Origin of the sequence: Mesorhizobium sp. LMG17149, assembly GCF_024518695.1 — a bacterium.
In the GTDB taxonomy this organism is placed as follows: domain Bacteria; phylum Pseudomonadota; class Alphaproteobacteria; order Rhizobiales; family Rhizobiaceae; genus Mesorhizobium.
In genome coordinates this window covers 59786-85296 of sequence record NZ_JANIFL010000010.1, presented here as the reverse complement: position 1 = coordinate 85296, position 25511 = coordinate 59786, and the positions used below count along the sequence as shown (strand labels likewise).

The 25511-nt window shown below is 63.4% G+C and carries 25 protein-coding genes; 12 read left to right on the top strand and 13 right to left on the bottom strand.

The genetic code is table 11. The annotated features are described in order from the left end of the window. Nucleotides 1–223: 223 nt before the first annotated feature. Together NP945_RS22940 and NP945_RS22935 are read right to left on the bottom strand one after the other, a co-directional pair. Nucleotides 224–667 (bottom strand): hypothetical protein, encoded by a 444-nt coding sequence (locus tag NP945_RS22940; protein WP_023812248.1) that lies wholly within the window; start codon nucleotides 665–667, stop codon nucleotides 224–226. Between the two features lie 5 nt (nucleotides 668–672). Beyond that, nucleotides 673–2871, bottom strand: coding sequence for a TonB-dependent hemoglobin/transferrin/lactoferrin family receptor (locus NP945_RS22935; RefSeq protein WP_256747601.1), 2199 nt, complete (start codon nucleotides 2869–2871; stop codon nucleotides 673–675). 198 nt (nucleotides 2872–3069) lie between these two features. Between NP945_RS22935 and hemP the strand changes: the two genes are divergently transcribed. From hemP to NP945_RS22910, 5 genes are all read left to right on the top strand, one after another. Further along, nucleotides 3070–3282, top strand: coding sequence for a hemin uptake protein HemP (gene hemP, locus NP945_RS22930; RefSeq protein ID WP_127271521.1), 213 nt, complete (start codon nucleotides 3070–3072; stop codon nucleotides 3280–3282). Between the two features lie 124 nt (nucleotides 3283–3406). Further along, nucleotides 3407–4468, top strand: a complete 1062-nt coding sequence (locus NP945_RS22925; protein WP_127272243.1) for a hemin-degrading factor — start codon at nucleotides 3407–3409, stop codon at nucleotides 4466–4468. Nucleotides 4469–4478: 10 nt separating this feature from the next. Continuing rightward, nucleotides 4479–5387, top strand: coding sequence for a hemin ABC transporter substrate-binding protein (locus tag NP945_RS22920; protein WP_256747600.1), 909 nt, complete (start codon nucleotides 4479–4481; stop codon nucleotides 5385–5387). Between the two features lie 11 nt (nucleotides 5388–5398). Then, a complete protein-coding gene (locus tag NP945_RS22915; protein ID WP_127267526.1) occupies nucleotides 5399–6496 on the top strand; it encodes an iron ABC transporter permease in 1098 nt (365 codons plus the stop codon). Nucleotides 6497–6502: 6 nt separating this feature from the next. After that, nucleotides 6503–7291, top strand: a complete 789-nt coding sequence (locus tag NP945_RS22910; RefSeq protein WP_256747599.1) for a heme ABC transporter ATP-binding protein — start codon at nucleotides 6503–6505, stop codon at nucleotides 7289–7291. A gap of 29 nt (nucleotides 7292–7320) precedes the next feature. Here the strand turns inward: NP945_RS22910 and rirA are convergent, their stop codons facing one another. Beyond that, nucleotides 7321–7782, bottom strand: coding sequence for an iron-responsive transcriptional regulator RirA (gene rirA, locus NP945_RS22905; RefSeq protein WP_127267528.1), 462 nt, complete (start codon nucleotides 7780–7782; stop codon nucleotides 7321–7323). Nucleotides 7783–8057: 275 nt separating this feature from the next. Between rirA and NP945_RS22900 the strand changes: the two genes are divergently transcribed. From NP945_RS22900 to NP945_RS22890, 3 genes are all read left to right on the top strand, one after another. Next, nucleotides 8058–9353, top strand: coding sequence for a DUF445 domain-containing protein (locus tag NP945_RS22900; protein WP_128307865.1), 1296 nt, complete (start codon nucleotides 8058–8060; stop codon nucleotides 9351–9353). A 112-nt stretch (nucleotides 9354–9465) separates the two neighbouring features. Further along, on the top strand, nucleotides 9466–9894 hold the full coding sequence (locus NP945_RS22895) for a phasin family protein (protein ID WP_256747598.1): 429 nt from the start codon (nucleotides 9466–9468) through the stop codon (nucleotides 9892–9894). Nucleotides 9895–10084: 190 nt separating this feature from the next. Then, nucleotides 10085–10582, top strand: coding sequence for a MaoC family dehydratase (locus NP945_RS22890; RefSeq protein WP_127267530.1), 498 nt, complete (start codon nucleotides 10085–10087; stop codon nucleotides 10580–10582). 39 nt (nucleotides 10583–10621) lie between these two features. Here the strand turns inward: NP945_RS22890 and NP945_RS22885 are convergent, their stop codons facing one another. Continuing rightward, nucleotides 10622–12076 carry an MFS transporter gene (locus NP945_RS22885; RefSeq protein ID WP_256747597.1) on the bottom strand — a complete coding sequence of 485 codons (1455 nt, stop codon included), beginning with the start codon at nucleotides 12074–12076 and terminating at the stop codon, nucleotides 10622–10624. Nucleotides 12077–12204: 128 nt separating this feature from the next. On the opposite strand from NP945_RS22885, the gene NP945_RS22880 reads away from it, so the two are divergent. Beyond that, the gene (locus NP945_RS22880; protein WP_127320708.1) at nucleotides 12205–13098 is read left to right on the top strand and encodes a LysR family transcriptional regulator; all 894 of its coding nucleotides are present in this window, start codon (nucleotides 12205–12207) and stop codon (nucleotides 13096–13098) included. Nucleotides 13099–13147: 49 nt separating this feature from the next. Here NP945_RS22880 and cml read toward each other — a convergent pair whose 3' ends face one another. Together cml and NP945_RS22870 are read right to left on the bottom strand one after the other, a co-directional pair. After that, nucleotides 13148–14344 carry a CmlA/FloR family chloramphenicol efflux MFS transporter gene (gene cml, locus NP945_RS22875; protein WP_256747596.1) on the bottom strand — a complete coding sequence of 399 codons (1197 nt, stop codon included), beginning with the start codon at nucleotides 14342–14344 and terminating at the stop codon, nucleotides 13148–13150. A 213-nt stretch (nucleotides 14345–14557) separates the two neighbouring features. Continuing rightward, entirely contained in the window at nucleotides 14558–15967 is a 1410-nt protein-coding gene (locus tag NP945_RS22870; protein WP_127273129.1) for a PLP-dependent aminotransferase family protein, read from the bottom strand. A gap of 104 nt (nucleotides 15968–16071) precedes the next feature. Here NP945_RS22870 and NP945_RS22865 point away from each other — a divergent pair, with 104 nt between their 5' ends. Next, on the top strand, nucleotides 16072–16962 hold the full coding sequence (locus NP945_RS22865) for a DMT family transporter (RefSeq protein ID WP_127272798.1): 891 nt from the start codon (nucleotides 16072–16074) through the stop codon (nucleotides 16960–16962). Between the two features lie 121 nt (nucleotides 16963–17083). Here the strand turns inward: NP945_RS22865 and NP945_RS22860 are convergent, their stop codons facing one another. Both NP945_RS22860 and NP945_RS22855 read right to left on the bottom strand, forming a co-directional pair. Next, a complete protein-coding gene (locus tag NP945_RS22860) occupies nucleotides 17084–18124 on the bottom strand; it encodes a zinc-dependent alcohol dehydrogenase family protein (RefSeq protein ID WP_256747595.1) in 1041 nt (346 codons plus the stop codon). Between the two features lie 98 nt (nucleotides 18125–18222). Further along, nucleotides 18223–18684 carry a helix-turn-helix domain-containing protein gene (locus NP945_RS22855; RefSeq protein WP_256747594.1) on the bottom strand — a complete coding sequence of 154 codons (462 nt, stop codon included), beginning with the start codon at nucleotides 18682–18684 and terminating at the stop codon, nucleotides 18223–18225. Nucleotides 18685–18786: 102 nt separating this feature from the next. Here NP945_RS22855 and NP945_RS22850 point away from each other — a divergent pair, with 102 nt between their 5' ends. Then, a complete protein-coding gene (locus NP945_RS22850; protein WP_256747593.1) occupies nucleotides 18787–20028 on the top strand; it encodes an MFS transporter in 1242 nt (413 codons plus the stop codon). A gap of 2 nt (nucleotides 20029–20030) precedes the next feature. Here the strand turns inward: NP945_RS22850 and NP945_RS22845 are convergent, their stop codons facing one another. From NP945_RS22845 to NP945_RS22835, 3 genes are read right to left on the bottom strand one after another with little or no spacing between them, the layout of a single operon-like run. Beyond that, nucleotides 20031–20504: a DUF4262 domain-containing protein gene (locus NP945_RS22845; protein WP_256747592.1), complete on the bottom strand. Its 474-nt coding sequence runs from the start codon at nucleotides 20502–20504 to the stop codon at nucleotides 20031–20033. Then, on the bottom strand, nucleotides 20494–21144 hold the full coding sequence (gene maiA / locus NP945_RS22840) for a maleylacetoacetate isomerase (protein ID WP_127396086.1): 651 nt from the start codon (nucleotides 21142–21144) through the stop codon (nucleotides 20494–20496). Before maiA ends, NP945_RS22845 begins: the two co-directional genes overlap by 11 nt. Nucleotides 21145–21148: 4 nt before the next feature. Next, the gene (locus tag NP945_RS22835; protein WP_256747591.1) at nucleotides 21149–21844 is read right to left on the bottom strand and encodes a fumarylacetoacetate hydrolase family protein; all 696 of its coding nucleotides are present in this window, start codon (nucleotides 21842–21844) and stop codon (nucleotides 21149–21151) included. Between the two features lie 174 nt (nucleotides 21845–22018). On the opposite strand from NP945_RS22835, the gene NP945_RS22830 reads away from it, so the two are divergent. Next, complete coding sequence (locus tag NP945_RS22830) at nucleotides 22019–22702, top strand: response regulator transcription factor (RefSeq protein WP_027039066.1); 684 nt, start codon at nucleotides 22019–22021, stop codon at nucleotides 22700–22702. Nucleotides 22703–22740: 38 nt separating this feature from the next. On the opposite strand, the gene NP945_RS22825 is transcribed toward NP945_RS22830, so the two are convergent. Both NP945_RS22825 and NP945_RS22820 read right to left on the bottom strand, forming a co-directional pair. After that, entirely contained in the window at nucleotides 22741–24081 is a 1341-nt protein-coding gene (locus NP945_RS22825) for a hybrid sensor histidine kinase/response regulator (RefSeq protein WP_256747590.1), read from the bottom strand. A 14-nt stretch (nucleotides 24082–24095) separates the two neighbouring features. Then, nucleotides 24096–25280 (bottom strand): FIST signal transduction protein, encoded by a 1185-nt coding sequence (locus NP945_RS22820; protein WP_256747589.1) that lies wholly within the window; start codon nucleotides 25278–25280, stop codon nucleotides 24096–24098. Nucleotides 25281–25511 lie beyond the last annotated feature (231 nt).

Here is a 25511-nt window from a genome sequence, read left to right as displayed (position 1 = left end):
GCGGCTCCAGGCCGATGGCCGCGGCAGCGCGAGCGGCTCGGTTGGCTCTATGGTCAGCTCGGCGCCGGCCTCGGGGAGGGGATTGATGTCCTGCATGTCTCGCCGCGAGACCTGCAGCGACAAGAGCAGAGTTGTCAAATCAAGATCGTTCGCCGGCAGTCTGCTATCGTCGGCCAGAGGCTGCACTACGGTGTTTCGCGGGAATGCATGATGCAGCCCCACCTCAGACTCCGAAAGCGATCCCGGTCTTGGTGTCCGTCTTCAGCTTTCGCATGCAGGCGTTCGGTTCGACGCCGGTACCGGTGCATTCGGTCGCGCTGTTGATCAGCACGCGGCTGACTTTCGAGCACTCGGTGCCGGCCAGATCGAAACGCGTCACCTTGGTCTTGCCTGCCGGCAATTCCTTGAAGTCGAGCACGGTCAGCCGGTCGACGACGCCGGCCTCGTTGAACAGGGCGATCTCGAACGCCGCCTTGGACAGGTCGGCGCCGAGATTGTTGTTGACCACGAACGTCAGGCGGCAACCCTTGTCGGAAGGTTGCGCACCGTTGAGTTCAAGGGTCAGCGCAGGGACCGGCGCGGACTCTTGTGCCCACGCCGGAACCATCGCAAGCGACATCGCCAGCATCGAGGTCAGCAGACGAAGGGATGTCATCAAGCTCGTCATGGTCGTCAGCCTCCAAATCGCATCGTCGCCGCCAGCTTCAGGGTGACGCCGGGCTCGTAGGCCGCGAAAACCGGCTGCGGCGGCTGGCCGGCCGTGGTCAGGTTGAGCGGGTTGGCGTATTTTACATCGAACAGATTGTCGGCGCGGAAATCAATCTTCAAATTGTCCGTCGCCTGGTAGCTGGCAAAAGCATTGACCAGCGTGTAGTCCTCGGCGATCGGATTGCCCTTGGGCTTGCCATTGTATTGCACTTCGCCGCCCACGGTCAGCTTGTCCTCGAGGAAGCGCAAGCCGAGCTGCGCGGTGACCTGGGATGAGGGGATGGTCAGCAGGTCGGCCCGAACGTCCTTGTAGGAAATGGTATGACCATCGGTGATTGAGGCCGAGAGCCCGGCATAGCCCCATCCGGCATCATAGACGCCCTCAAGTTCGAAGCCGTCGATCTTGGCCTTGGCAAAATTCTGGTACTGGAAGCATATCGGGATACCGGGTCCGCTCGGGCAGCCGGCTGTCGGGTCAAACCGCGACAGGGTAACGCCATCGATGTAGTCTTCGACATCGTTGTTGAAATAAGCTGCCTTGATGCGCAGCGCATCGCCGGTTTCGAGGATGTCATCCTGCTTGTAGTTGACGCCGAATTCGACGGTCTTTCCGGTTTCCGGCCGCAGATTGGGATTGGGCAGGAACGGGAAGGTGACACCTGCCGGATGGCGACCGCTGATCAGTGTTTCCGACAGGGAGGGTGACCGGTATCCTTCCGCATAGGTGCCGTAGAATTGCAGGCCGGCAAGGCTGGCGCTGTCGAAAGGCGAGACGCCGACGGTGATGCGCGGCGACAACCGGTCCCCCGACGTTTCGTGTGTGTCATCCTTGAGGCTGTAATTGTCGTAACGCAGCCCGGCGATGACTTCGAGCCACTCCCAGGTGAGCTTGTCCTGGACATAGGCGCCGGAGACGTTCCGCTTGCCGGAAGGCGTATAGAAGCTGTCGCCACCGGCCGTGCCGCCGGTCTCGACTTTATCGCCGGCCCAGTCGCCGCCATAGGTCAGTTCGTGCGCGATTCCCGCAGTCTCGAATCTGGACGTGTTCCAAATGTCGATGCTGGTCGTGCCGATGTCGAATGTCGATGTCGAGCCAGCCGGCAAAACAACTGGAAGGCCGGTGCTCGGGTCAAACCGGTTGAGAGGCACGAGGCTGGTCAGATCGAGATTGGTCTTGTTGTAGGAGGTGTTGATATGGAGATCGAGCCAGCTCTTGTCCTCATCCGTAATGTTGTAGCGGGCGGTGAAGGTGTTCGACTTCAGGTCGACGTCATTGACCGGCACGCCGCCGCTGATCTCGTTCCAGCCGTCGCTTGAGCCGACCCAGCCGAGCTTCAGCTCACTGTTGTCGGCCGGCCGGATGGTGGTCTTGAGCAGGCCGCTAAGCACATCGAAGCCGGTGCCCTTGACGGTGTCGCCACCGCCATCCTTGTAGTCGTCATAGTTGCGGTAGACGATATTGCCGAGCACATCCCAGTTCTCGTTGAGGCGGTAGGCACCGGATGCGCTTGTTGTCCAGCCCTTGCCGTTGCTCTCATAGCGTCCCGTGACGGAGCCGGCCCATGTTTCTTCCGGCTTAAGGAAATCCCCGGCGTCCTTGGTGTCGAAGAAGACGACGCCGCCGATGGCGCCTGAGCCATAGGTGTTGGCGACAGGACCACGGATAACATCCACGGATTTGACGAGTTCGGGGTCGATGTAGAAGGTCGACTGCGTGCCGTGGTCGGAACGCTGGAAGTTCTGACGGGCGCCGTCGACGATGACCGCGACGCGACCAAAATCCTGCAAGCCTCGGATGTTGATACTGGTGCTGACGCGTCTGGCGTCGGCCTGCGCCGCGACACCGGGCACGCCAAGCAGCATCTCATTCGGCGTCGTCGCCATGCGGCGGTCGAGCTGTTCCTGGCCGACATGGCTGGTCGATGCCAGCGATTCGATCGCCGTCTCGCCGGTGCGGCTGATGACGAGGATCTTGTCGAGCAGCGTTGCTCCCGCTGGTGCGGCGTTTTCTTCTTCAGCCTTCTTCGTTTGCTCTGTCGGCTGCGCCGCTTGCTGGGCGTTAGCCAATTGCGCCGACAAGGCGATAGCCGCCACGCTTGCCAACAATGCCGCCGCGCCGTTCGCCGCCGACCGGCCACGCCATTCCCAAGTCACCAACCCCATGCCCCAACTCCAAAGTCCAGGTTTCATGCTGGCTGGCCCGGGGCTGGCTGGCATTTTTGATCGTCTCCGGCGTCTTAAATGTTGACTCATTTAATCCGGTATTGCACTGACTAGTAAACATGATTATTCAAGTCAAGAAATGAATCGGATTACGCAACGCCTAGCCAGACGCCCGGCACAGGAAAGGGATCGACAGAGATGAACACCCACAATCCCAACGATTTTCGCTATCGCGTCCGCCGTTCCGACGATGCCTCGGCCCCCACCCGTTTCGACCGGGTTCCGCTGGCGGTGCGAACCCTGTCCAGCAACACTCTGTTCCAGGGCGAGCACGAGATCGGCATTGAGCATCACGGTGCGCTCTACCGGCTGAAGATCACCCGTCAGGGCAAGCTCATTCTCAACAAGTAAGGCTAGAGCGGTTCACCGTTTCACGGAAACGCCGAACCGCTCTAGCTCTTTGTTTTAACGCAATTCCGGACGGAAAACCGTTTCACACTTTTCCCGGAATTGCTGTAGGCAGCAGGGACGAAACATGGATCAGCGCGTAAAACCCGCCCCGCATGAAATCCGGCGGGCACGGACAGACAATCCGAAGACGCGCGAGCGTGATCTGGCTGCCCAGCTCGGCATTTCGGAAGCCGAACTGGTCGCCGCGCATTGCGGCGACGGCGTCGTGCGCATCGAGCCGCGCGTCAACGATCTTCTGACCGGCCTCGAGGCCGTCGGCGAGGTCATGGCGCTGACCCGCAATGAGAGCGCGGTGCACGAAAAGATCGGCGTCTATGACAAGGTCGTCACCGGCAACCACAATGCCATGGTGCTTGGCGAAAACATCGACCTGCGCATCTTCCCGAAGGTCTGGGCACACGGCTTTGCCGTCGAGAAGCGAGACGGCGACGAAATCCGCCGCAGCCTGCAGTTTTTCGATGCGGCGGGCGAGGCCGTGCACAAGGTGCATTTGCGTCCGGCCTCCAGCCTCTATGCCTATCAGAAGCTGGTTGCCGCGCTCGAATCGTCCAATCAGGAGCCGACCGTCGACATTTCGGGACCACTCCCCGATGACGAGAGCCATGGCGACGAAGCGGCCGCCAATCTCGACGATCTGCGCGACCGCTGGAGCCGGCTGACCGATGTGCACCAGTTCTTCGGCATGCTGAAGACGCTGAAGCTCAGCCGCCGGCAGGCGGTGCGCCTGGTCGGGCAAGACTATGCCTGGCAGCTCGACAATGATGCCGTCCGTGCCATGTTTCATCACGCTGCGGAGGGCGAGATGCCGATCATGTGCTTTGTGGGAAACCGCGGCTGCATCCAGATCCATTCCGGTCCGATCAAGTCGATCAAGCCGATGGGGCCATGGATCAACGTGCTGGACGAAACCTTCCACCTGCATTTGCGCACCGACCACATCCAGGAGGTCTGGGCAGTGCGCAAGCCGACCAAGGACGGTCATGTCACCTCGCTTGAGGTCTATGATTCCGACGGCAAGATGTTCATCCAGTTCTTCGGCAAGCGTCATGAAGGCGAAAGCGAGCGGGACGACTGGCGCTTCCTGGCGGAAAACCTGCCGCGCATCCCAAGCCCGACCGCAGCCTGAGGAAAATGCGATGCGTTTTTTCCCAAGATTGTCGACCGTGCGCGGATCTATTTTCGGGCCGGTGATCGGTCTCTCCATGGCTGTTATCGCACTGCAATCCGCCAGCGCCATGGAAGGCACGGCCGTGTTTGCCGATCCTTCGAAAATCGTGGCCGTTGGCGGCTCGATCACCGAGATCGTCTATGCGCTCGGCGAGGAAAAGCATCTGGTGGCTCGCGATTCCACCAGCCGGTACCCAAAGGCGGCGCTTGAGTTGCCCGATGTCGGCTATATGCGTGCGCTGTCACCGGAAGGCGTGCTCTCGGTCAACCCGACCGGCATCCTGGCGTTGCATGGCAGCGGTCCCAAGGAAGCCGTCGACGTCTTGAAGAAGACGAGCGTCCCGTTCATCGAAGTGCCCGAGCACTATAGCCACGAAGGCATCCTCGAAAAGGTCCGTATCGTCGGCAAGGCGCTCGGCGTCGACGCCAAGGCCGAGGTGCTGGCCAGGGAACTCGATGCCAAGCTCACGGCAGCCGAGAAGCAGACGACGTCGATCAAGGAACGCAAGCGCATCCTGTTCGTGCTGTCGATACAGGGCGGCAAGATCCTGGCGGCCGGCAGCGAGACCGCGGCCGACGGTATGGTCAAGCTGGCTGGCGGCGTCAACGCGGTCGAGGGCTTTTCCGGCTACAAGCAAATGTCCGACGAGGCGATCATAACCGTCAGACCGGACGTGATCCTGATGATGAGCAATGCCGGGCCTCCGGTCTCGGACGACGAACTGTTCGGCAATCCGTCGATCGCCTCGACGCCGGCCGGAACGGCGCGCAAGCTGATCCGCATCGACGGTGCCTATCTGCTCGGCTTCGGGCCACGCACGGCCGATGCCATCCACGACCTCGCTGTCTCGCTTTATGGCGGGCAGGTCACGGACTGAACGGGCGGATCATGGTCGATCAATCGATCGCCGGCCCGGTGATGGCAAGCGTATCCGAAGGCGACAGGTCGGGCCGCGCCCGCATCGTCATTCTGCTGCTGTGCCTGGGGCTCGCGGCTGCCGTTTTTCTGTCGCTGACATCGGGGGCTTCGGACGCTTCGGCCGTCAACGTCATCGGGGGCTGGCTGTTCGGCACAGTGCCTGATGACGCCGCGGTGAGCGCCCGCGACAGCCTGATCGTCTATGACATCCGCCTGCCGCGCATCATCCTCGGCATGCTGGTCGGCGCGGCGCTCGCGGTCTCCGGCGCGGTCATGCAGGGACTGTTCCGCAATCCGCTGGCCGACCCCGGCCTGATCGGCGTCTCGGCCGGCTCCAGCCTCGGCGCGGTTGCCGTCATCGTGCTCGGCGCCACGATATTGGCTCCGGTGACCGCCTTGCTCGGCACGCTTGCACTGCCGCTGGCGGCCTTCTGTGGCGGGCTCGCCACCACGCTGGTGCTTTACCAGGTCGCGACGCGGCGGGGGCAAACCTCGGTTGCCACAATGCTGCTTGCCGGCATCGCGCTGGCGGCGCTCGCCATGGCGCTGACCGGCATTCTTATCTTCATGGCCGACGATCGCCAGTTGCGCGACCTGACCTTCTGGCAACTCGGATCGCTCGGCGGCGCAACCTGGGCGAAGATCGCGTCGGTAGGGCCGATCATCGTGCTGGCGCTGGCGGCGATGCCGTTCCTGGCACGCGGCCTCAACGCGCTGGCGCTTGGCGAGGCGACCGCCGGTCATCTCGGCATTCCGGTGCAGCGGCTGAAATACACGGCCATCGTCGGCGTCTCTGCCGCGGTCGGCGCATCCGTCGCCGTCAGCGGCGGCATCGGCTTCGTCGGCATCGTGGTACCGCATCTGCTGCGCCTGCTGATTGGTCCGGACAATCGCTATCTGCTGCCGGCGTCGGCGCTGCTCGGTGCCTCGCTGCTGCTTCTGGCCGACGCGGTCGCACGCACCATCGTTGCGCCGGCCGAACTGCCGATAGGCATCGTCACCGCGATAGCGGGCGCGCCGTTTTTCCTTTGGATCCTGCTGCGCAAGCGCGGCGTGGTTGATTTGTGAGGCTTGATGATCGAGGCCAAGGATGTTTCGGTTGATATCGCCGGCAAGCCTATCGTCAGCGGTATCGATTTCCACGCGCGGCCCGGCGAGATCGCCGCCATCGTCGGCCCCAATGGTTCGGGCAAGACGACCTTCCTCAAAGCGCTTTCCGGCGAACTCGCCTACACCGGGCGCGTTGCCCTCAACGGCCGAGATCTCTCGACGATGAAGCCGATCGAGGTGGCCGTCCATCGTGCGGTGCTGCCGCAGGCGACGACGCTGTCGTTCCCGTTCACCGTGCGGGAAGTGGTCAAGCTCGGCCTTGTCGGCGGCCGCTCAGGCGTCTTGCCGGGCGAGGATGCGCGGCTGCCGGAACGGGCGCTGGCGCGTGTCGATCTCGACGGCTTTGCCGGCCGTTTCTACCAGGAGCTTTCGGGCGGCGAGCAACAGCGCGTTCAGCTCGCACGCGTGCTGAGCCAGGTCTGGGCACCGGTGCTCGACGGCAAGCCGCGCTTTCTGTTCCTCGACGAGCCGGTTTCCAGCCTCGACATCAAGCACCAGCTGATCATCATGAACATTGCCCGCGACTTCGCCAGAAGGGGCGGCGGCGTGGTCGCCATCCTGCACGACCTCAATCTGACGGCCATGTATGCCGACCGGATCTTCGTCATGCATCGCGGCAGGCTAGCCGCCACCGGGTCGCCGCGGGATGTGCTGAGCGATGACCTGATCGAAAAAGTGTTCGACTGCCGGCTCAGGGTCGGCGTGCTGCCGGCCGGCAATATGCCGTTCGTGCTGCCTCAGTCAGCGGCCTGATTGCAGATCTAGCCCGCGCCCCTGCTGGGTCAGGCAGCTGGTGCGCGGCGCTCCAGCATGTCGATTCCGAGCAGGTTGCGCACATTTGGACGTGCCGCCACGAGGTCGGCGATCGTATAGCGCTCCAGCACGGCGAAGAACGCGTTCAGCGCCTCGCGCAGCGCCGAGTTCAGCGCGCAGCTATCGACGAGCGGGCATTCGGCGGCATCGTTCTCGAAGCATTCGGCCATGGCGAAGCTCTCTTCTGTCACGCGCACGACATCGAACAGGCTGATGGCTTCGGCCGCCCGGCCAAGCTTGACGCCGCCATTCCTACCGCGCACGGTCTGGACGAGGCCGTGCTCGACCAGGGGCTGCAGGATCTTGAACAGGAAAAGCTCCGACACCGAATAGGCGGCCGCGATTTCGGGGATGCGGCTCAATCGGTCATCATTGGCCGCGCAATACATCAAGATGCGCATGGCATAGTTGGTCTGGCGCGTAAGCCGCATTTTGTCCTCACAAGGCACTGGTGCGGTGCAACCACGCCAGATCTGGAAATTTTGCTGATATGGCTTTGACCCGAATTTCCGGATTCGCCACATTGGCTCGGGCGGAATATGGCCTATACCTTGGAATAATTCCAGACTAGCTTCGTGCGATAGATGAATTTTCTCCTCAACTTTGTGTGCGCGGCCGGGGAAAGTTCCGGGCGAAACCCGCTGTCGCGGGTATTTCGGCCATCGGAACACTAAATAGGCTGAGATCGACGAGGAGCGGCTCACCCATGTCACAATCGGCTTCGCCCCTGGCGCCGGTCCGTTTCGATGCCGAGGCGGATGCCAAGCTTTCCGCGTTGCGGCGGACAAAATTCCTTGCGGCGGCCGCACTGGCGCTTTGCGTGCTGGTGTTTGCGCTCGCCAAATCCTTCGAGCGCACCTATCCATGGCTCGGCTTCGTCGCCGCCTTTGCCGAGGCCGCGACCATCGGCGGTCTGGCCGACTGGTACGCGGTGGTGGCGCTGTTCAGGCGGCCGCTGGGGCTGCCGATCCCGCACACGGCCATCATCCCGGAGAACCAGAACCGCATCGCCGACAATCTCGGTCGCTTCATCGAGGTCAACTTCCTGGCGCCTGAACCGGTGCGCGAAAAGCTCGCCGAGGTGGATTTCTCGGCACTCGTCGCCGACTGGCTGGCCGATACGGAGCGCGCCGCCGGCCTGTCGCGCTTCGTCGTGCGGCTGGTGCCGCAGACGCTGGCCGCTGTCGAGCAATCCGGCCTGCGCGGGTTCGTCACCAGCCGCATGCTCGAACAGATCGAAAAGGTGCCGCTGGCGCCGCTGGCCGCCGAGCTGTTGTCAGCGCTTACCGACGACCGCCGCCACCAGAAACTGTTCGACGAGTTCACCAAGGTGATCGGCAGGTTCCTCAATGACGAAAAGGCGCTGGCGACGATGCGCGAAAAGATCCGCGAGGAACTGCCGTCGCTGTTCAACCTGTTCCGCGCCGACGCCTATCTCCTGAAGAAGATCGTCGCCTCGGCCGGCTCGCTTCTCGACGAGGTGAGGGCCGATCCCGACCACCCGATGCGCGCCGAATTCGACCGCTTCGCCCAAGGCTTCGTCGAGAAGCTGAGAACATCGAAGCAATACGCCAAACGGGCCGAGAAGCTGAAGCGCGATTTCCTGGCCCGGCCGGAGGTCAAGGGATTGGCCGGCGAGATGTGGGCAAGCCTCAGCCAGTTCATCGAGCAGGACGCCAAGGCGCCGAATTCGGTTGTCCGCGCGCATCTTGCCAACATGTTCGTCGAGGTCGGCCGCCATCTTGCCGGCGATGCTCAGATCCGGGCCGACATGAACCAGGGGTTCGTGGTGGCTCTGGCGTCGTTCGTGGAGAGCCAGAAGGCCGGCGTGTCGACATTCATCGCCGACCAGGTCAAGCGCTGGGATCTTGCGCAGCTGACGCGGCTGATCGAGATGAACATCGGTCGGGACCTGCAGTATATCCGCTTCAACGGCATGATCATCGGCGGGCTCGCCGGTGTCGTGCTCTATGTGGCCGAGCGGCTGTTCCTCGTGAATTGATGCGCGACCAGACTGGCGCTCACTCCTCCGTGTCCGAATGGACTCACGGCATGCGAGTGCTATTCTCCCGCCGAGGGTGCCCGCATCATGCGGCAAAGGGGAGCAAACGAGCATGGCGAAACAACCGGAATCCGATTCCTTCATGGACATGTTCGGCAGGTTCGGCCGCGACCTGAAGGTGCCCAATGTCGATGTCGAGGCGATCCTCGCCCATCACCGCAAGAACCTCGAAGCGCTGGAGAAATCGGCACGAGCCAGTGCCGCCGGCGCGACCTCGCTGTTGTCCAGGCAGCGCGAGATGCTGCAGGACACGCTGCGCGAGGTCACGGACATGGCGCAAAGCTACAGGGCGCCGGGCAATCCGCAGGAACTGATGGCCAAACAGACGGAGTTCGCCAGAAAGTCCTTCGAGGTCGCGTTGAAGAATGCCGGCGAAGTGGCTGAGCTGGTCAAGAAATCCGGCACCGAATCGGTCGACATCCTGCGCACGCGCATCAAGCAGGCGATGGAGGAAATCCGCGCCGGCTACGAGAAGAAGTAGCGGAAATGGTCTAGGCCGGCTCGTTGCTGCCGGCGGCCCTGAAGCCTGGAAATCCCGATTTGGCCTGCGACTGCGCTCGCGGCGTGGCACGATTGCGGCCGAAACCGGCGGAACGGATTCGCGCCGAGCGAATTGACAGAGGCCGTCAGTTCGTGGTCCGGAGGCTTTGGAAGCGATCGGGAAACCAGGAATGAACGAAATACGGCCTAAAGCGCCGCCGACCTACGAGCAGTTGAGGATGATGGCCGGGCAGGAGCTTGGCGTATCGGAGTGGACGACGGTCGACCAGAACCGCATCGACCAGTTCGCCGAATGCACCGGCGACCACCAATGGATCCATGTCGACCCTGAAAGGGCGCGGCGGCAAAGCCCGTTCCGCACGACGATTGCGCATGGCTATCTGACGCTGTCGATCATCGGCGCACTGGCGCTCGGCATGGGCATCGTGCCCGAGAACACCCAGGCTGCCTTCAATTATGGCTTCGACAAGGTGCGCTTCCTGGCACCGGTCAAGGTCGGCGCGCGCATCAGGCTGCGCATCACGCTGCTGTCCATGGAGGACAGGGGTCCCGGCCAGTATCTCATGAAGGCAGCCAATACGGTCGAGATCGAAGGCGAGGAAAAGCCTGCCTTGACGGCTGAAACGCTGGTCATGCTCTATGAACGCCGCAAGCGGGCAGGCGCCTGAGCCTGTTTGGGAATTCTACTCTCTGAGCGGTGTGGCGCGTCACGAACCCCTGGATTCCGTGCGGCCTGCGGCGCGGGCAGAGAGCAGCGCGAGGACCAGCGCGATCAGCGCCAGCACTGTCGCCGTCTGAAATGTGACCTGCATCCCCCGGGCGGCCTCGGAACTCAGAAGACCAATGCTTTGGTGCTTTTCGGCCGATGCGACGGCGAATATGGCACCCATCAACGAGGCGCCGGTGATCAGCCCGAGATTGCGCGAAAGGTTGAGCAGGCCGGAGACGACGCCGCGCTGGCCGGCACTGATGCCGGCCATGACGGCTGCATTGTTGGATGTCTGGAACAGCGCGTAGCCGATGCAGGTGACGGTGATCGGAACGACATAGCCGGCAATGCCGAGCGTCACCATGGCGAGCGACAGCAGGAACGTGCCTGTCGTGAGGCTGAGCAGGCCGGCGACCATCATCTTGTGGGCGCCGAAGCGATCGGTCAGGCGTCCAGCCACCAGCGCCGACAGGGCCGAGACAAGCGGCCCGGTCGACAGCACGAGGCCGACCATTGCGGCATCGAGCCCAAGTCCTCGCGAAAGATAGAACGGGGCAACCACCAAAGTCGCCATCATTACCGTCGCGACAACGAGGCTCATGGCGAGGCTGGCGCTCAGTTGGAAGTCGCGGAAGCTGGCAAGCTGGATCAAGGGGTTTTTCACACTCGCCTGCGCGGCGGCGAAAAGAAAAACACCGATGCCGGCAGCGACCAGCAGGCCGACGTTGAGCGGTCCGAAATTGCCTCTGCCAAGCGTCATGGCCAGCGCATAGGCGGCCAATGTCAGGGCCAGCAGGGCAGTGCCCATGACATCGAACGTGCCTCGGTCGAGCCGCGCGGTTTTATTGCGTGCCGGCAAGGCACGCCAGGCGAGAGCGAAGGTGAGCACACCCAGCGGGACATTGACGAGGAAGATCGCGCGCCAGCCAAAGCCGGCGATCAAAAGGCCGCCGAGCGAGGGGCCAAGTGTCGTGCCGATCGCGGACATGGCGCCGAGCAGACCCATGGCGCTGCCAATTCTGTCTTTGGTCACGGTTTCGGCGACAAAGGCCAGCGTCAGCGCCATCATCAGCGCCGCGCCAAGTCCCTGCACGGCGCGTGCGGCGATCAGCAGCCACAGTGTCGGCGCCAGGCCGCAGAGCACCGATGCCGATGTGAACAGCGCAATGCCGCCAAGCAGCAACGGCCGGCGTCCAAACATGTCGGCCAGCCGGCCGGCGCTGACGATCAGTGTGGTGATGGCGAGCAGATAGGCCAGAACAACCCATTGTACGGACTGGAACGTCGCGCCGAAATTCTGCATCAGCGACGGCAGCCCGACGCTGGCAATGCTGGTTCCCAGCGAGGATAGCAGCGTGGCGAGCGACAGGCTTGCCAACGCCCAGCCGGCGGATTGCATCCGTGGCGGCGCCGATGTCAGCCGCCCGTCCCGATTTTGCTCAGCAATTGCCACGGCGATCTCCTTCCATCAGTCCCACAACCGGAACTGCCGGAGATCTAGTTCCTTGGCCAATGTGGCGGAAGGCGCAGCATTTGCATCTTATTCGTGCGTTTGGCGCCATATCATGCCATGATCTGTCGATGACGTCACCCGATCTCAACTTACTGTTCGCTCTCGACGTCCTGCTGGCCGAAGGCAGCGTGGCGCGTGCCGCCAGCCGCCTGCGCCTCAGCCCCTCGGCGATGAGCCGGACGCTGGCGCGGCTGCGCGAGGCGACGGGAGATCCGCTGCTGGTTCGCGCCGGTCGCGGCCTGGTGGCGACGCCGCGTGCGGAAGAACTGCGACAACAGGCGGGTCGTGTCGTCCAGGATGCGGAGGCCCTCCTGCGCCCTGCCACCTTGCTCGATCTCCCGAGCCTGGACAGGGTCTTCACGCTGCGCACCAATGAGAGCTTCGTCGAAGAATTCGCACCTCGTCTCGTTGCCCGTATCCAGGCCGATGCGCCCGGCGTGCGGCTCCGCTTTGCACCGAAGTCCGATAGAGACGTCATGTCGCTGCGCGATGCGGCGATCGACCTGGACATAGGCGTCGCTGGCGAGACCGGACCGGAGGTGCGCATCCAGGCATTGCTTCGCGACCGCTTCATCGGCGCCGTGCGAATGGGCCATCCGTTGAGCGAGGGCGCGGTGACGCCGGAGCGCTATGCCGCAGGCCGGCACATCAGCGTTTCACGGCGTGGCCGCGAGAAAGGGCCGATCGACGAGGCTTTGAACCGGCTCGGGCTGCAGCGGACGGTCGTGTGCATGGTTTCCGGGTTCTCGGCAGCCCTTGCCATGGCCCGCACATCAGACCTGATCGCAAGCGTTCCGGAGCGGCATACCGAGGGTGCACGCACCGGCATGCACAGTTTTCCCCTGCCGGTTGCCACCGCCGAGGTCACCATCTCCATGCTCTGGCATCCGCGCCTCGATGCCGATCCGGCGCAACGCTGGTTGCGCGACCGCGTGCGGGAGGTCTGCGCGGCGTCGCGCTGACAACGATGAGAAGCCTGCGCCAACCGCCCAGGCTTCTCATCTGTCCCGTCTATTCGGTTTGGCGTTTCTGCAAATGCCTCAGTGCGCCTAGTGTGAGCGTCGCCATGACCGAACAGTAGCCCACCAGCGGCCACGCCGTGTCTCCATCAAGCAGGATGACGAACAGCGTGCCGAGGATGCCGACGACAAGGCTCTGGATGCAGAAGTAGAGCGCGACGGCGGTTCCCGCGACATCGCCGAACGCCTCGAGTGCGCCGTTCGCGGTGACTGAGACAGCGAAGACGATACCCGCGGCAACGACCCACATCGGTAAGACGAATGTCGCGAAGGACGGCGCCGCGAACAGTTGCCCGGCCGCCAGCAGAGCCGCGCCGAGCAGCAACATCGCCATGCCTCTGATAGCACTGCCCGCGACGCCCCAACGTGCAATGAACTTTTTGGCGAAGCGGGTGGTCACGATCATCACCAGCGCCGCGGTGGCGAAGGCCAGGCTGAAACCGAGCTGTGAAAAGCCGGCGCGGTCCATGAGCACCCGCGGCGCCGTCGAAAAGAACACGAAGAAGGCGCCCATGGCGGCACTGAAGCCGAGCGTGTACGCCCAGAAGGCGAAGCTGGAGAGAATGGGACGAAACGCCATTCGCCTGTCGTTGCCATTGGTAGGTCGTGTTTCATGCCATCTCGGCCATGCATTGAGGGTGGCGGCTACCGCCAGACCGCCGAGCGTCAGGAAGATCGCGCGCCAGCCGAGATTGTCGGCGATCAACGCACCGGCAATCGGCCCTAACGCCGGCACGAACGCCAGCATCGAACTGAACAGGCCGTAGATGACGGCACTTTCAAGCCTCTGCGCATAGACGTCGCGAACCGTTGCAAAGGTCGCAACGAGAACGGCGGATGCACCGATGGCCTGCACGACCCGCAAGGCGACGAACACCATGGCCAGCGAGGTGCAGGCGAGCAGGACGGAAGCGCCTGCAAACAAAAGCGCGCCGCCGATCAGCACCGGACGCCTGCCGATCCTGTCGGAAATCGGGCCGAAGACGATTTGGCCGAGCCCAAGGCAGATCATGTAGAGGCTCAGTGTCAGTTGGATGACATCGGGCGATGTCTTGAGGATCTCCGGCATCGCCGGGACAATCGGGAGGTAGATGTCCATGGCCAGCGAGGCCAGGATGTCGAAGGGCGCCATCAGCACCATGGCTGCTGGCAGGGAAGTGGTCCATGTCGGGTTTTTTGGAAAAGGCATGATTGAACATCCGCTCAAATGGCTACATTTGGCGGCGATCTGCCGTTCGCACTGAAGATGGGAAATGACGGGCCGCCGCAACAACGAAGTGCTGTTGCGGCCTACTTGTCTGCTGACTTGCTGGTTCCCATAGTCGTTATCCCGGATCGCGCGGATATTCTCTCGACGCGCAGATCCGTCCCTTAGCAGCCGGAGGTTGTCCAGGCAACAGGATCAGCTTGGTCGCGCCATCGCTGCCTCGATCACCCTGAAAATCCGCTCGTCCGTGCATTGGGCGACGTTGAAGCGCAGGAAGCGGCTGGCCGTTCCAGACAGGCTGAATGCGTTGCCGGGCGCCAGCACGATATTGTCGGCCAGAGCGCGGCGGGCCACTTCGGCCGCATCGACGCCATCCGGCAGACTGCACCACAGGAACAGGCCGGCCGGCTGGTCGATCCAGGGTGAGATGCCGATCGCCTTCAGGCGGGCGCCCGTCTCGCCCATGGCGCGCGCAAGCCGTGCGCGCAGCAAATCCATGTGCTTCCGGTAACTGCCGTCTTTGAGCAGCGTCAGCACCAATTCGGCCGCAAGCCGGCCGCCGCCAAAGGTGGTGGCGATCTTCAGGTCGGTCAGGGGCTCGATCCAGTCGCGGGGGGCTGCGATGAAGCCGCAGCGAACCGACGCCGACAGCGTCTTGGAGAAGCTGCCGATGTGGACGACGCGGTTCAGACCATCGAACGCCGCCAGCCTGGGGGCGGGCGCATGTTCAAAATCGGCGAAGATGTCGTCTTCGACGATAGTCAATTCCGACTGGTCGGCGAGCTTGAGCAGCCGATGGGCGGTGACTGGCGACAGCACCGCGCCGGTCGGGTTGTGGATGGCGGAATTGGTGATGTAGAGGCGCGGCCGATGCTCGGCCAGCGCCTGCGCGAACAGATCGATGTCCGGCCCCGACGGCGTGTAGGGAACGCTGACGACCTTGGCTCGGTGGGCGCGCAACAAAGCATGGAAGTTGAAGTAGCAGGGGTCGTCGACCAGCACGGTGTCGCCGGGCTCGATCAGGAACCGGCACAACAGGTCGATGGCCTGCGTGCCTGATTCCGTCAGCATGATCTGCTCGGGAGAGGCCTCGATGCCGTGCCCGGCCATACGCCGCGCCAGCAATTGCCGCAGCGGCGGCAGGCCGAGCGGCGTGCCGTAATCGGCCAGTGCGACATCGTCGGCACGCGCTACCGTGCGCAGTGCCCGGCGCAGACCGGCCTGCGGCATCCACGAGGCCGGCAGCCAGCCGCAGCCGGGTTTCAGCATGTCGTCGCCGGCCTCCAGGGACTGGCGTGAGATCCAGAGTGGATCGACCGCGCGGTCGAGGCGGGGGCCGATTTCGGCCAGCGACAGCGGCGCCAGCGATCCGGCGGCATAGAATCCGGAGCCCGGCCGCGAGCGGATCGTCCCTTCGGCGGCGAGCCGCTCATAGGCTTCGACCACGGTGGATTTGGACACTCGCATGGATTTGGCAAAGGCGCGGATCGACGGCAATTGCGCTCCCGGCGTCAGGCTGCGCGCCGCGATCCGCTGGCGGATCGTCGCCATGACACCTTCGACCAGCGTTCCGCTGCTCTCGCTTCCTGTGGTCTGTTTGTCCATCCGTACTGCTCTGCCAAGCATGACAGTTTTGCATAATTGTACCGCATTGTCTCTGGCGATACCACCGGCTCCGCGCGATACGGAGCCGACAAACGGAGCATACGATGGACAAGACCGCGAGCGGCTGGATGAATGGATTCATCGGCGTGTTGATCTTCAGCGGCTCCCTGCCGGCAACGCGCGTGGCGGTCAGGGATTTCGATCCGACATTCCTGACGTCGGCCCGGGCGGCGATTGCCGGCCTGCTTGGCCTGGCGCTGCTGCTTCTGTTTCGGCAGAAACGCCCGGAGCGCGGCGATCTGCTGTCGCTGGTGATCGTCGCACTTGGCGTGGTTGTCGGGTTTCCCCTGCTGACCGCGTTGGCGCTCAAGCACGTCACCACGGCCCATTCCATCATCTTCGTCGGCCTGCTGCCGTTGGCGACCGCGATCTTCGGCGTGCTGCGCGGCGGCGACCGTCCGCGCCCGGCGTTCTGGCTGTTTTCATGCATCGGCAGCGCGCTGGTCGCGGGTTTTGCCCTGACGCAGGGCGTGACGGCCTCGCCGGTGGGCGATGGTCTGATGCTGGCCGCCATCATCGCCTGCGGCCTGGGCTATGCCGAGGGCGCCGCGCTGTCGCGCAAGCTCGGCGGCTGGCAAGTGATCTGCTGGGCGCTGGTGCTGTCGCTGCCGATCATGCTGGTGCTGACGCTGATGACCATGCCGCCATCGTTCGAAGGCGTCGGCGTCAGGGCGTGGATAGGGCTTGCCTATGTCTCGCTGTTCAGCATGCTGATCGGCTTCGTGTTCTGGTATCGCGGGCTGGCGCAAGGCGGCATCGCCGCGGTCGGGCAGTTGCAGCTGCTGCAGCCATTTTTCGGATTGGCACTGGCAGCGACGCTGCTGCACGAGCAGGTCAGCCCGCTGATGGTGGTCGTCACGCTTGGCGTCGTGCTCTGCGTCGTAGGCGCCAAGCGATTCGCGAAGCAGGAATTGCCACGACGCGCGATCGCCTGACGACGGTGCCGTCCTCGCCCAATGCATGTCGCCCAAAAGTGGCCCCGGTTTTGGGAGAACGACATGCATAAAAACAAGGACCTAAAGCGCGTCGCCTGGATCCGTTCAAACGCGACGCGCTTTAGAACTTCGTCACCACTCCAATACCAATCCCCTCGAAGCCGCCCATCGCCATCAGGGCCGCGGGCGCCTCGTCGAGGCTCATCCTCTTGCCGACCAGCAATTCGGGCTTGAGCTTGCCGTTGCGGATCATGTCCATCATGGCCTGGTAGCGGTAGGCCTGCATGCCGTGGCTGCCGAGGATTTCGAGTTCGAAGGCGATCACCTTGTCCATCGGCACCTGCGGCCGGGCATGCTCGCCCAGCATCAGGCCGACCTGCACATGGCGGCCGCGCCGGCGCAGATTGGATATCGAATTGAACGAGGTGGTGGGGTGGCCGAGCGCGTCCATCGACATATGCGCGCCGCCATTGGTGATCTGCTTGACCGCCTTGACCACGTTCGGCGTCGTAGATGCATTGATGGTGGCGACGGCGCCGATCTTTTTGGCAAAATCCAGTTTCTCGTCGGTGAGATCGATGGCGATGACATTGGCGCCCATGGAACTGGCGATCATGATCGCCGACAGCCCGACGCCGCCGCAGCCATGCACCGCGACCCATTCGCCCGGCTTCACCCGGCCCTGGTCGACAATGGCTCGAAACGAGGTGACGAAGCGGCAGCCGAGGCTGGCGGCGGTGGCGAATTCCATCTCGTCGGGCAAGCGCACGAGATTGGTGCCGGCGTGCTCGATGGCGACATATTCGGCGAACGAACCCCAGCCGGTGAAGCCGGGTTGAGTCTGATGCTCGCAGACCTGGTGATTGCCCGAATTGCATTCGAAGCAGCGGCCGCAGCCGACGGCGAACGGCACCGTGACGCGCTCGCCGGCCTTCCAGCGGGTGACCTGCTTGCCGGCGGCGACGACGATACCGGCCAGTTCGTGGCCCGGCACATGCGGCAGCGTGATGCCGTCGTCATGACCCATCCAGCCATGCCAGTCGCTGCGGCACAGACCGGTCGCCTCGACCTTGATGACGACGCCATCGGCTGCCGGCTTCGGATCGGGAACGGTCTGGATCGTCGGCGCTTCGCCGAATTTCTCGAAGACGACGGCTTTCATCGGTCACTCCACCCTCTGTGCTGCAGGAAACGATAGCCGATTCCCTGTCTGGTCGAGCGGAAATCGATTCCGCCACGCCTATTGGCAGGCAGTAGCTCTTAACCGGTTTCGCGGTTGCGAAAGTCGGCAAGCCGGGTTTCGCCGGGGGCAAGCTGCCGCCCGTCCTCGGCATGGACTTCCAGGTGCTTGATCGGCCGGCCGGTGAGATTGTCGACCATGAAGGTATAGGGTTCGCCCGGTCCGGCGAAGTAGGTCTCGCCCCATTGCCGCAGGGCAACCAGGACATAGAACAGGCCGCGTCCCTTTTGCGTCAGCACATATTCATGGTGCGCGCTGCCGTCGGGTGCCGGGACCGTTTCGAGGATGCCATGCGCGACGAGATTGCGCAGCCGCGACGACAGGATGTTCTTGGCGACGCCGAGGCTCTTCTGGAATTCGCCGAAGCGCCGCAAGCCGTCGAACGCGTCACGCACGATGAGCAGCGACCACCAGTCGCCAATCGCGTCCAGTGGTCGCGCTATGAGGCAATCCGCTTCGTGGTGGCTCGTTCGTTTCACCATGGCAGTCGTTGGTCCAGCATTCGATTTTCGGTTGCAACATAAAACTGTTCTGCCTATCCAGCAAGAGGTTTCAAGTTGAAACCTTTTATGGAGAGAGCAGACATGAACATGCAGGTGGTGAACAGCGGTGCAACAAGCCTCGAGCAATCCGATGGGCCGCCTCGGGTGGCGCCGCCGCCTGCGGGATTGTCACGATTGACCGCGCTGATCTTCGCCATCGCCTGCGGCCTGAGCGTTGCCAATGTCTATTTCGCCCATCCGCTGCTCGACGCCATGGCGCATGATTTTGCTATCGCGCCGGCCTCGGTTGGCATCGTGGTGACGGTAACGCAGATCGGCTATGGGCTCGGCCTGTTCTTTATCGTGCCGCTGGGCGACCTGTTCGATCGCCGCAAGCTGATTGCCGGGCAGGCGATTCTGTCTGCCGTGGCGCTGGTGGCGGTCGGGGTCGCGCCCAATGCGGCGATGCTGCTGGCGAGCCTGGCGGTGGTCGGGCTGCTTGCGGTGGTGGTGCAGGTGCTGGTCGCCTTCGCTGCCGACCTCGCCGTAGCGTCGCAGCGGGGGCGGGCGGTCGGCACCGTCACCAGCGGTGTCATCCTGGGCATCCTGCTTGCCCGCTTCGCTTCAGGGGTCGTCGCCGATTTCGCCGGTTGGCGCTGGGTTTATCTTGTCTCGGCCGGGTTGACGCTCGTCATGGCGATGGTTCTCTACCTCATCCTGCCGCGCCATGAGGCGGAGCGGCCACGCACATCCTATCCGCGCCTGCTCGCTTCGGTGCTGCTGCTGTTCGTACAGGAGCCGCTGCTGCGCGTGCGGGCGGTGCTGGCCATGCTGATCTTCGCCAGCTTCAACGTGCTGTGGGCGCCGCTGGTGCTGCCGTTGAGTGCTGCGCCATTTTCACTTTCGCATACCGAGATTGGGCTTTTCGGCCTTGCGGGCGTCGCCGGCGCGCTCGGTGCGCGCTGGACCGGCGGCCTCGTCGATCGCGGACGCGGCCAGTTGGTCACCGGCTTCAGCCTGCTGCTGATGATGGCAGCCTGGCTGCCGATCGCCTTCATGGGCATGTCGCTGTGGCTGCTCGTTGCCGGCATAGTCATGCTGGATCTGGCGATCCAGGCCGTCCACGTCACCAACCAGAGCCTGATCTTCGCCCGCCGCCCGGATGCGCGCAGCCGACTGGTTGGCGGCTATATGATCTTCTACTCGGTCGGCAGTGCCCTGGGCTCCATCGCCTCGACCATGGCTTATGGTGCAATGGGCTGGAATGGCGTCTGTGTGCTTGGCGCCGGCATCGGCCTGTTGGCGCTGCTGTTCTGGGCGTTGACGCTGCGCGTCGGCAGATAGGCCTATGGCGACGGCGCGGTGTCGAGAAGCGGCTGCCAGGCTCGGAACCAGTCGCTCGCCTCGGCCTGCCACGGCCAGATGCCGTCCACAGTGGGATAGATCAGCTGGAGAACACCGAAATCCAGGCCGCCGTAGAACCAGAGGTCCCAGCCGAAATGCTCGCGGTAGTGGTCGATATGAACGGCGCCGAATTGACAGTCGAAACCTTCGATAAAACCGGACGATCGCTGCCCTGGTTGGAAAACCTCGCCGGAGCGGACGCGGCTGCAATACTCGTTGATGATGAACTGGGAGATTTCCGGCTTCAGGCCGATGACGATGAGTTCCGGCGCCTTGAAGTTGTGCTCTATTCCAACCGAATAGGTGAAAGGCGGATCGTCGCCTTCCTCCAGCACATGCAAGATGTGGCAGCCATAAGCCTCTATATCGGCCAGCGCCTTGGCTTCACCTGGGTCGGTGGCCTTTCTACTCGGCATCGATCTGGTTCTGGGGCGCGGCTTTCTGGAAGGCCGGCAGCGCCATGCAGGCGGCGTTGATGCGCGCGATCGTCGGGTAGGGCGTCAAGTCGACGCCGAAGCGGGCGTTGCTGGCAATCTGCGCGGCGAGGCAGATGTCGGCCAGGCCCGGCGCGTCGCCATGGCAGAATGTACCCGTCTCCGCCGCCGACGCCATGATCTTTTCAAGCGGCTGAAAGCCCTCGTTCACCCAGTGACGGAACCAGTTGGTGATGTCCTCGTCGCCGGCGCCGAACAGGGTGCGCAGCGAGGTCAGCACACGCAGATTGTTCACCGGGTGGATGTCGCAGGCGATCATCTGCGCCAGCATTCTCACGCGGGCCCGGCCGGCCGGGTCCTTCGGCAGCAGCGGTGGTTCCGGGCTGGTCTCGTCGAGGAATTCGATGATCGCCAGCGATTGCGTCAGCAGCGTGCCGTCGCCGAGGATCAGCGCCGGCACCAGCCCTTGCGGATTGACCGCGAGATAGGCTGGTTCCAGATGCTCGCCATGGCGCAAATGATGCGGGACGTAGTCGTAGCTCAGCCCCTTCATCTCCAGCGCGATCCGCACCCGATAGGAGGTGGAGGAGCGATAGTAATTGTGCAGGACGAGTTCGCTCATGGCCTCACTTCGGCTGGCCGATGGTCACTTCGATGGTCCCGATGCCGTCGACGCCGCCGGTCATCGTGTCGCCGGGGCCAACCGCGCCGACGCCTGCCGGCGTACCGGTGAAGATCAGGTCGCCGGGCTCGAGTTCCATCGCCTCGCTGCAGATCGACACGATATCCGATATCGGCCAGATCAGTTCGGCGAGGTCGGCATCCTGCCTGATCTTGCCGTTGACGGCGAGCCAGATGCGGCCCTTCTGCGGGTGGCCGGATTCCTGCGCTTGCACCAGCGGGCCGCAAGGCGCGGAGCGGTCGAAGGCCTTCGACCAGTCCCAGGGACGGCCGGCCTTCTTGGCCTCATCCTGCAGATCGCGGCGGGTGAGGTCGATGCCGACGCCATAACCCCAGACATGATCCAGCGCCTTGTCACGGGGAATGCGGAAGCCGGCTTTGCCGATCGCGGCGACCAGTTCGATCTCGTGGTGCAGATTGGCCGTCAGCGGCGGGTAGGGGATAGCGGTGCCGGAATCGACCACCGCGTCGGCCGGCTTGGTGAAGAAGAAGGGCGGATCACGCTCGTCATTGCCGAATTCTCGGGCATGCGCCGCGTAGTTGCGGCCGACGCAGTAGATACGGCGCACCGCGAAACGATCGGACGAGCCGGCAACGGCCACCGATGCGGTTGCGGGCAGGGGAAGGACGAATTCTGTCATCAAGGGTCTCTGCTTGGTTGCCGGAACATTCGACCGATTTAGGGCCTGGACAAGGCGATTTGGTCGAGAAAGTGCCGGCGGCACTTTCCGCCGGAGATGGCGATATACTATTTGGCAATAATCTGGCCATGGTGGAGAGGTTATTCTAATCGCTCACGAACTGAAATGAACCCCATGACCGCAACCCACGATCGCGCCCGGTTCCTGATCATCGACGACCATCCGCTGTTTCGCGAGGCGCTGCACAGCGCCGTGCAGATGGCCTATCCGGAAGTCGACACGGTGGAGGCGCGCTCGATCACCGAGGCGCTCGATCTTCTGGCCGATGCCAAGCCGTTCGACCTCGCGCTTCTCGACCTCTCGATGCCCGACGTGCACGGTTTTGACGGGCTGCTGCAACTCCGGACCCGCTATCCGCGCCTGCCCGTGGTCATCGTCTCAGGCTATGAGGAGCCGAAGATCATTTCCGAGGCGCTGTCCTACGGCGCTGCCGGCTTCATCCCGAAATCGGCGCGCAAGAGCGACCTCGCCGCCGCCATACGCTCGGTGATGGAAGGCGCGATCTATGTCCCGGAAACCTATGAAGGCCGCACGCCGGACGCCGAAAGCGTCGACCGCGCCGACATGGTGCAGCGCCTGTCGACGCTGACGCCGCAACAGCTGCGCGTGCTGCAGATGCTGCGCCAGGGTCTCCTCAACAAGCAGATCGCCTACGAGCTGCAGGTGGGCGAGACGACTGTGAAGGCGCATGTCTCGGAGATATTGCGCAAGCTCAATGTCTACAGCCGAACGCAGGCGGTGATCGAGGTGTCGAAGCTGGACAATGCGGAGCTGTTTCGGGACCAGGCGGGATTTTGAGCTTTGCTGCGCTCGGCCCTCTGGAGACAAATGACCAGTTAAGCCAGCAAATGCGCCAGTAGCGCCCTTAGCTGTGCCGGCTTCAGCGGCTTGCGCATCAGTTCGATGCCGCCGGAGCGGGCGGCTTTGGCGACCGCTTCCGAACTGTCGGCGGTGACGATCAGCGCCGGCACGGCGCGGCCGAGATAATCGCGGACTTCGGCGATGGTAGTGGTGCCGAGATCGCCGCCGTCGAGATGCTGGTCGGCAATGACGATGTCGGGCACCCAGTCGGTGTCGCCAAGCATGTCGAGCGCATCGTCGGTCGAGGTCGCGGCCCGCACCAGGCATTGCCAGCGTTCGAGCAGGAAGGTCATGGCCTGCAGCACTTCGATATCGTTCTCGACCAGCAGCACCTTGGTGCCGAACAGGCCATAGCCGCGCGGCCGTTCCATGTCGGCAACGCTGGCGATGGCATCGGCTGGCGCACCGATGCCGACGGGAACATCGATGTGGAAGATCGTGCCGCGTCCGACCTTCGACGAGAATGTCACGGGATGGCCGAGCGCGCTGGCCATGCGGCGCACGATGGCAAGCCCGAGCCCGAGACCGCCACCGTCCAGTTCGGCATTGGCCGGCGAGGTGCCGCGGTGGAACTCCTCGAACACCGCCTCGCGCTGGTCGTCGGGAATGCCGCAGCCCGTATCGGCGACGTCGATGCGGATGGTGTCGCCGCGATGTCTGGTGCCGACAAGCACGCCGCCCGAGCGTGTATAGCCCAGCGCGTTGGAAAGAATGTTCTGCAGGATGCGGCGCAGCAGCGTGCGGTCGGAGCGGACCACCGCATGGACCGGCCGGAATTTCAGCGACAGGCCTTTCATCTCCGCCACCGGCAGGAAATCCGAGCGGAGCGACGAGAACAGCGCCTCCAAGCTGACATCGCTCATGTCGGGCTGCACCACGCCGGCATCGAGCTTTGAGATGTCGAGCAGGGTTCGCAGCAGGTCCTCCATCGTCTCCAGCGAGCGCTCGACCTGCCGCACCAGTTTCTTGCCCTCGTCGCTGGTCTGAACTTCGGCGAGCGCCGAAACCGAGAGATGGGCCGCGTTCAGCGGCTGCAGCACGTCGTGGCTGGCAGCGGCGAGGAAACGGGTTTTCGACAGGTTCGCCAGTTCGGCGTTTTCCTTGGCGGCGCTGAGGTCGATGTTCGACTGCTCCAGCCGCCGCAAGGTCGAGTGCAGTTCCTCGGTGCGGGTGCGCACCCGGTTTTCCAGCGAGATCGCGGTCTGAAACAGCGAGAAGGCGTTGCCTTGCTGGTCCATCGAGCGCTCGACGCGGCTGACCAGTGCCGCGTTGATCTTCTTCAGCTTTTCAAGATCGTTTATGTCCCTCAGCGGCATCTTGTTACGCCGTCCTATTCCGCCGCCTGGCGCTCGCCGAAGGCGATGCCGGTGAAAGTCTGATTCAGATGCATCGATCGGTACTGTTCGCCATAGGTGCCGAAGCCGATGACATTGTTGACCCGGTAGAGTTCCGAGATCTCGCGAAACACCTGCCGATTGCGCGCGTCCAGCCGGCGCAGCACGCAGTCGAAGCCGAGGATCATGTCGATGCTGCCAAGCCTCTCCTCGACATCGCGCAGGGCGGCGCGCGTCGATTCGACCATGTCCTTGGGTTGAGCGATCGACAGCACGACGCCATCGTCTATGGCGCAGAAGAACGACAGCGAGCCGTCGGCATGCATCTTCTGGATCGACCGGCAATAATATTGGCCGCCCACCTTCACCACCACGGGATGCGAGGCGAAGCTCAGTGGCGTCAGCATCTGCGCGACGATGCCGACGGACGCGGCATATTCCTGCGCTGCATTGGTGGCGTTGAATTCGCGCACGATGCGGTGATCGGGATCGGAAGCCGTCACCACCAGTTTTTCATCGGTGGGAACGAAATTGTCGGTCTTGAAGACATGGAAGGGAATTTCGGTCGATATCAGCACGATGATGGCGCTGTCGGAGGTGACCTTGCCGTTCGAGATCAGGCGCGTCGTCTCGAATTTCAGATCGTCGCCGGCGGAGCCGCCAAGCAGCGGTATGTCATCGAGGCCCCAGTGGATGGCTGAACTCACCGCTTCTTCGGCATAAGAGAGCCCGTCGATGAAGCAGAGCGCGAAAGTGCCGTTGGTCTGATCGCAACCCAGGCGCGCGCGCAGCGATCGCCGCAGGGTCTCCACCTCGCCGGTGATCCTGTCCATACCCGACGAGGACAGATTTTCGACCATCACGCTGACGGCGGTGAACGCGGTGGACGGAAGCAGCATGGCCAGCACATGACCATCCTCGAGACCTTGCGGCGTGATCTCGCCGGCAGTCGAACAGCCGGCGTGGTGGAGCGCCGGTGCGTGGGTCATGAGCGCCTGGGAAAGGGCGCTGGCTTCGACCAGGCTCTGGGAAAAGAACAGCAGGGCAAAGCCTGCGTCGATGGCGGCTGCTTCCAGTGCGATCGCCTTGGCGAACGCCTCCATGTCGGGCTCGTCCGTGGTGAGCGCCGACAGGCCGCATGCATAGCGCGTCTGTGAATTGGCCAGCGATGTTCTCCGCATTTCCTCCGACGCTTTTTTGTGCGCGGCTGTTTTAAATGCTTCTGGCGCGCGGGCGTCGACCGACATTGTTGCCTTCAATCGGCGGTTTGGCAATGGGGCCACCGGCACCGCATGTTTGGGCGCGGCCATGACCGAAAGTACAATGTTCCGCGTTTGCGACGTGCTGTTTTTTGTCCCATGTGCGGTGTACGAATAATGCACCACCGAAGCGCGAATACCGCGTCGGCAGCG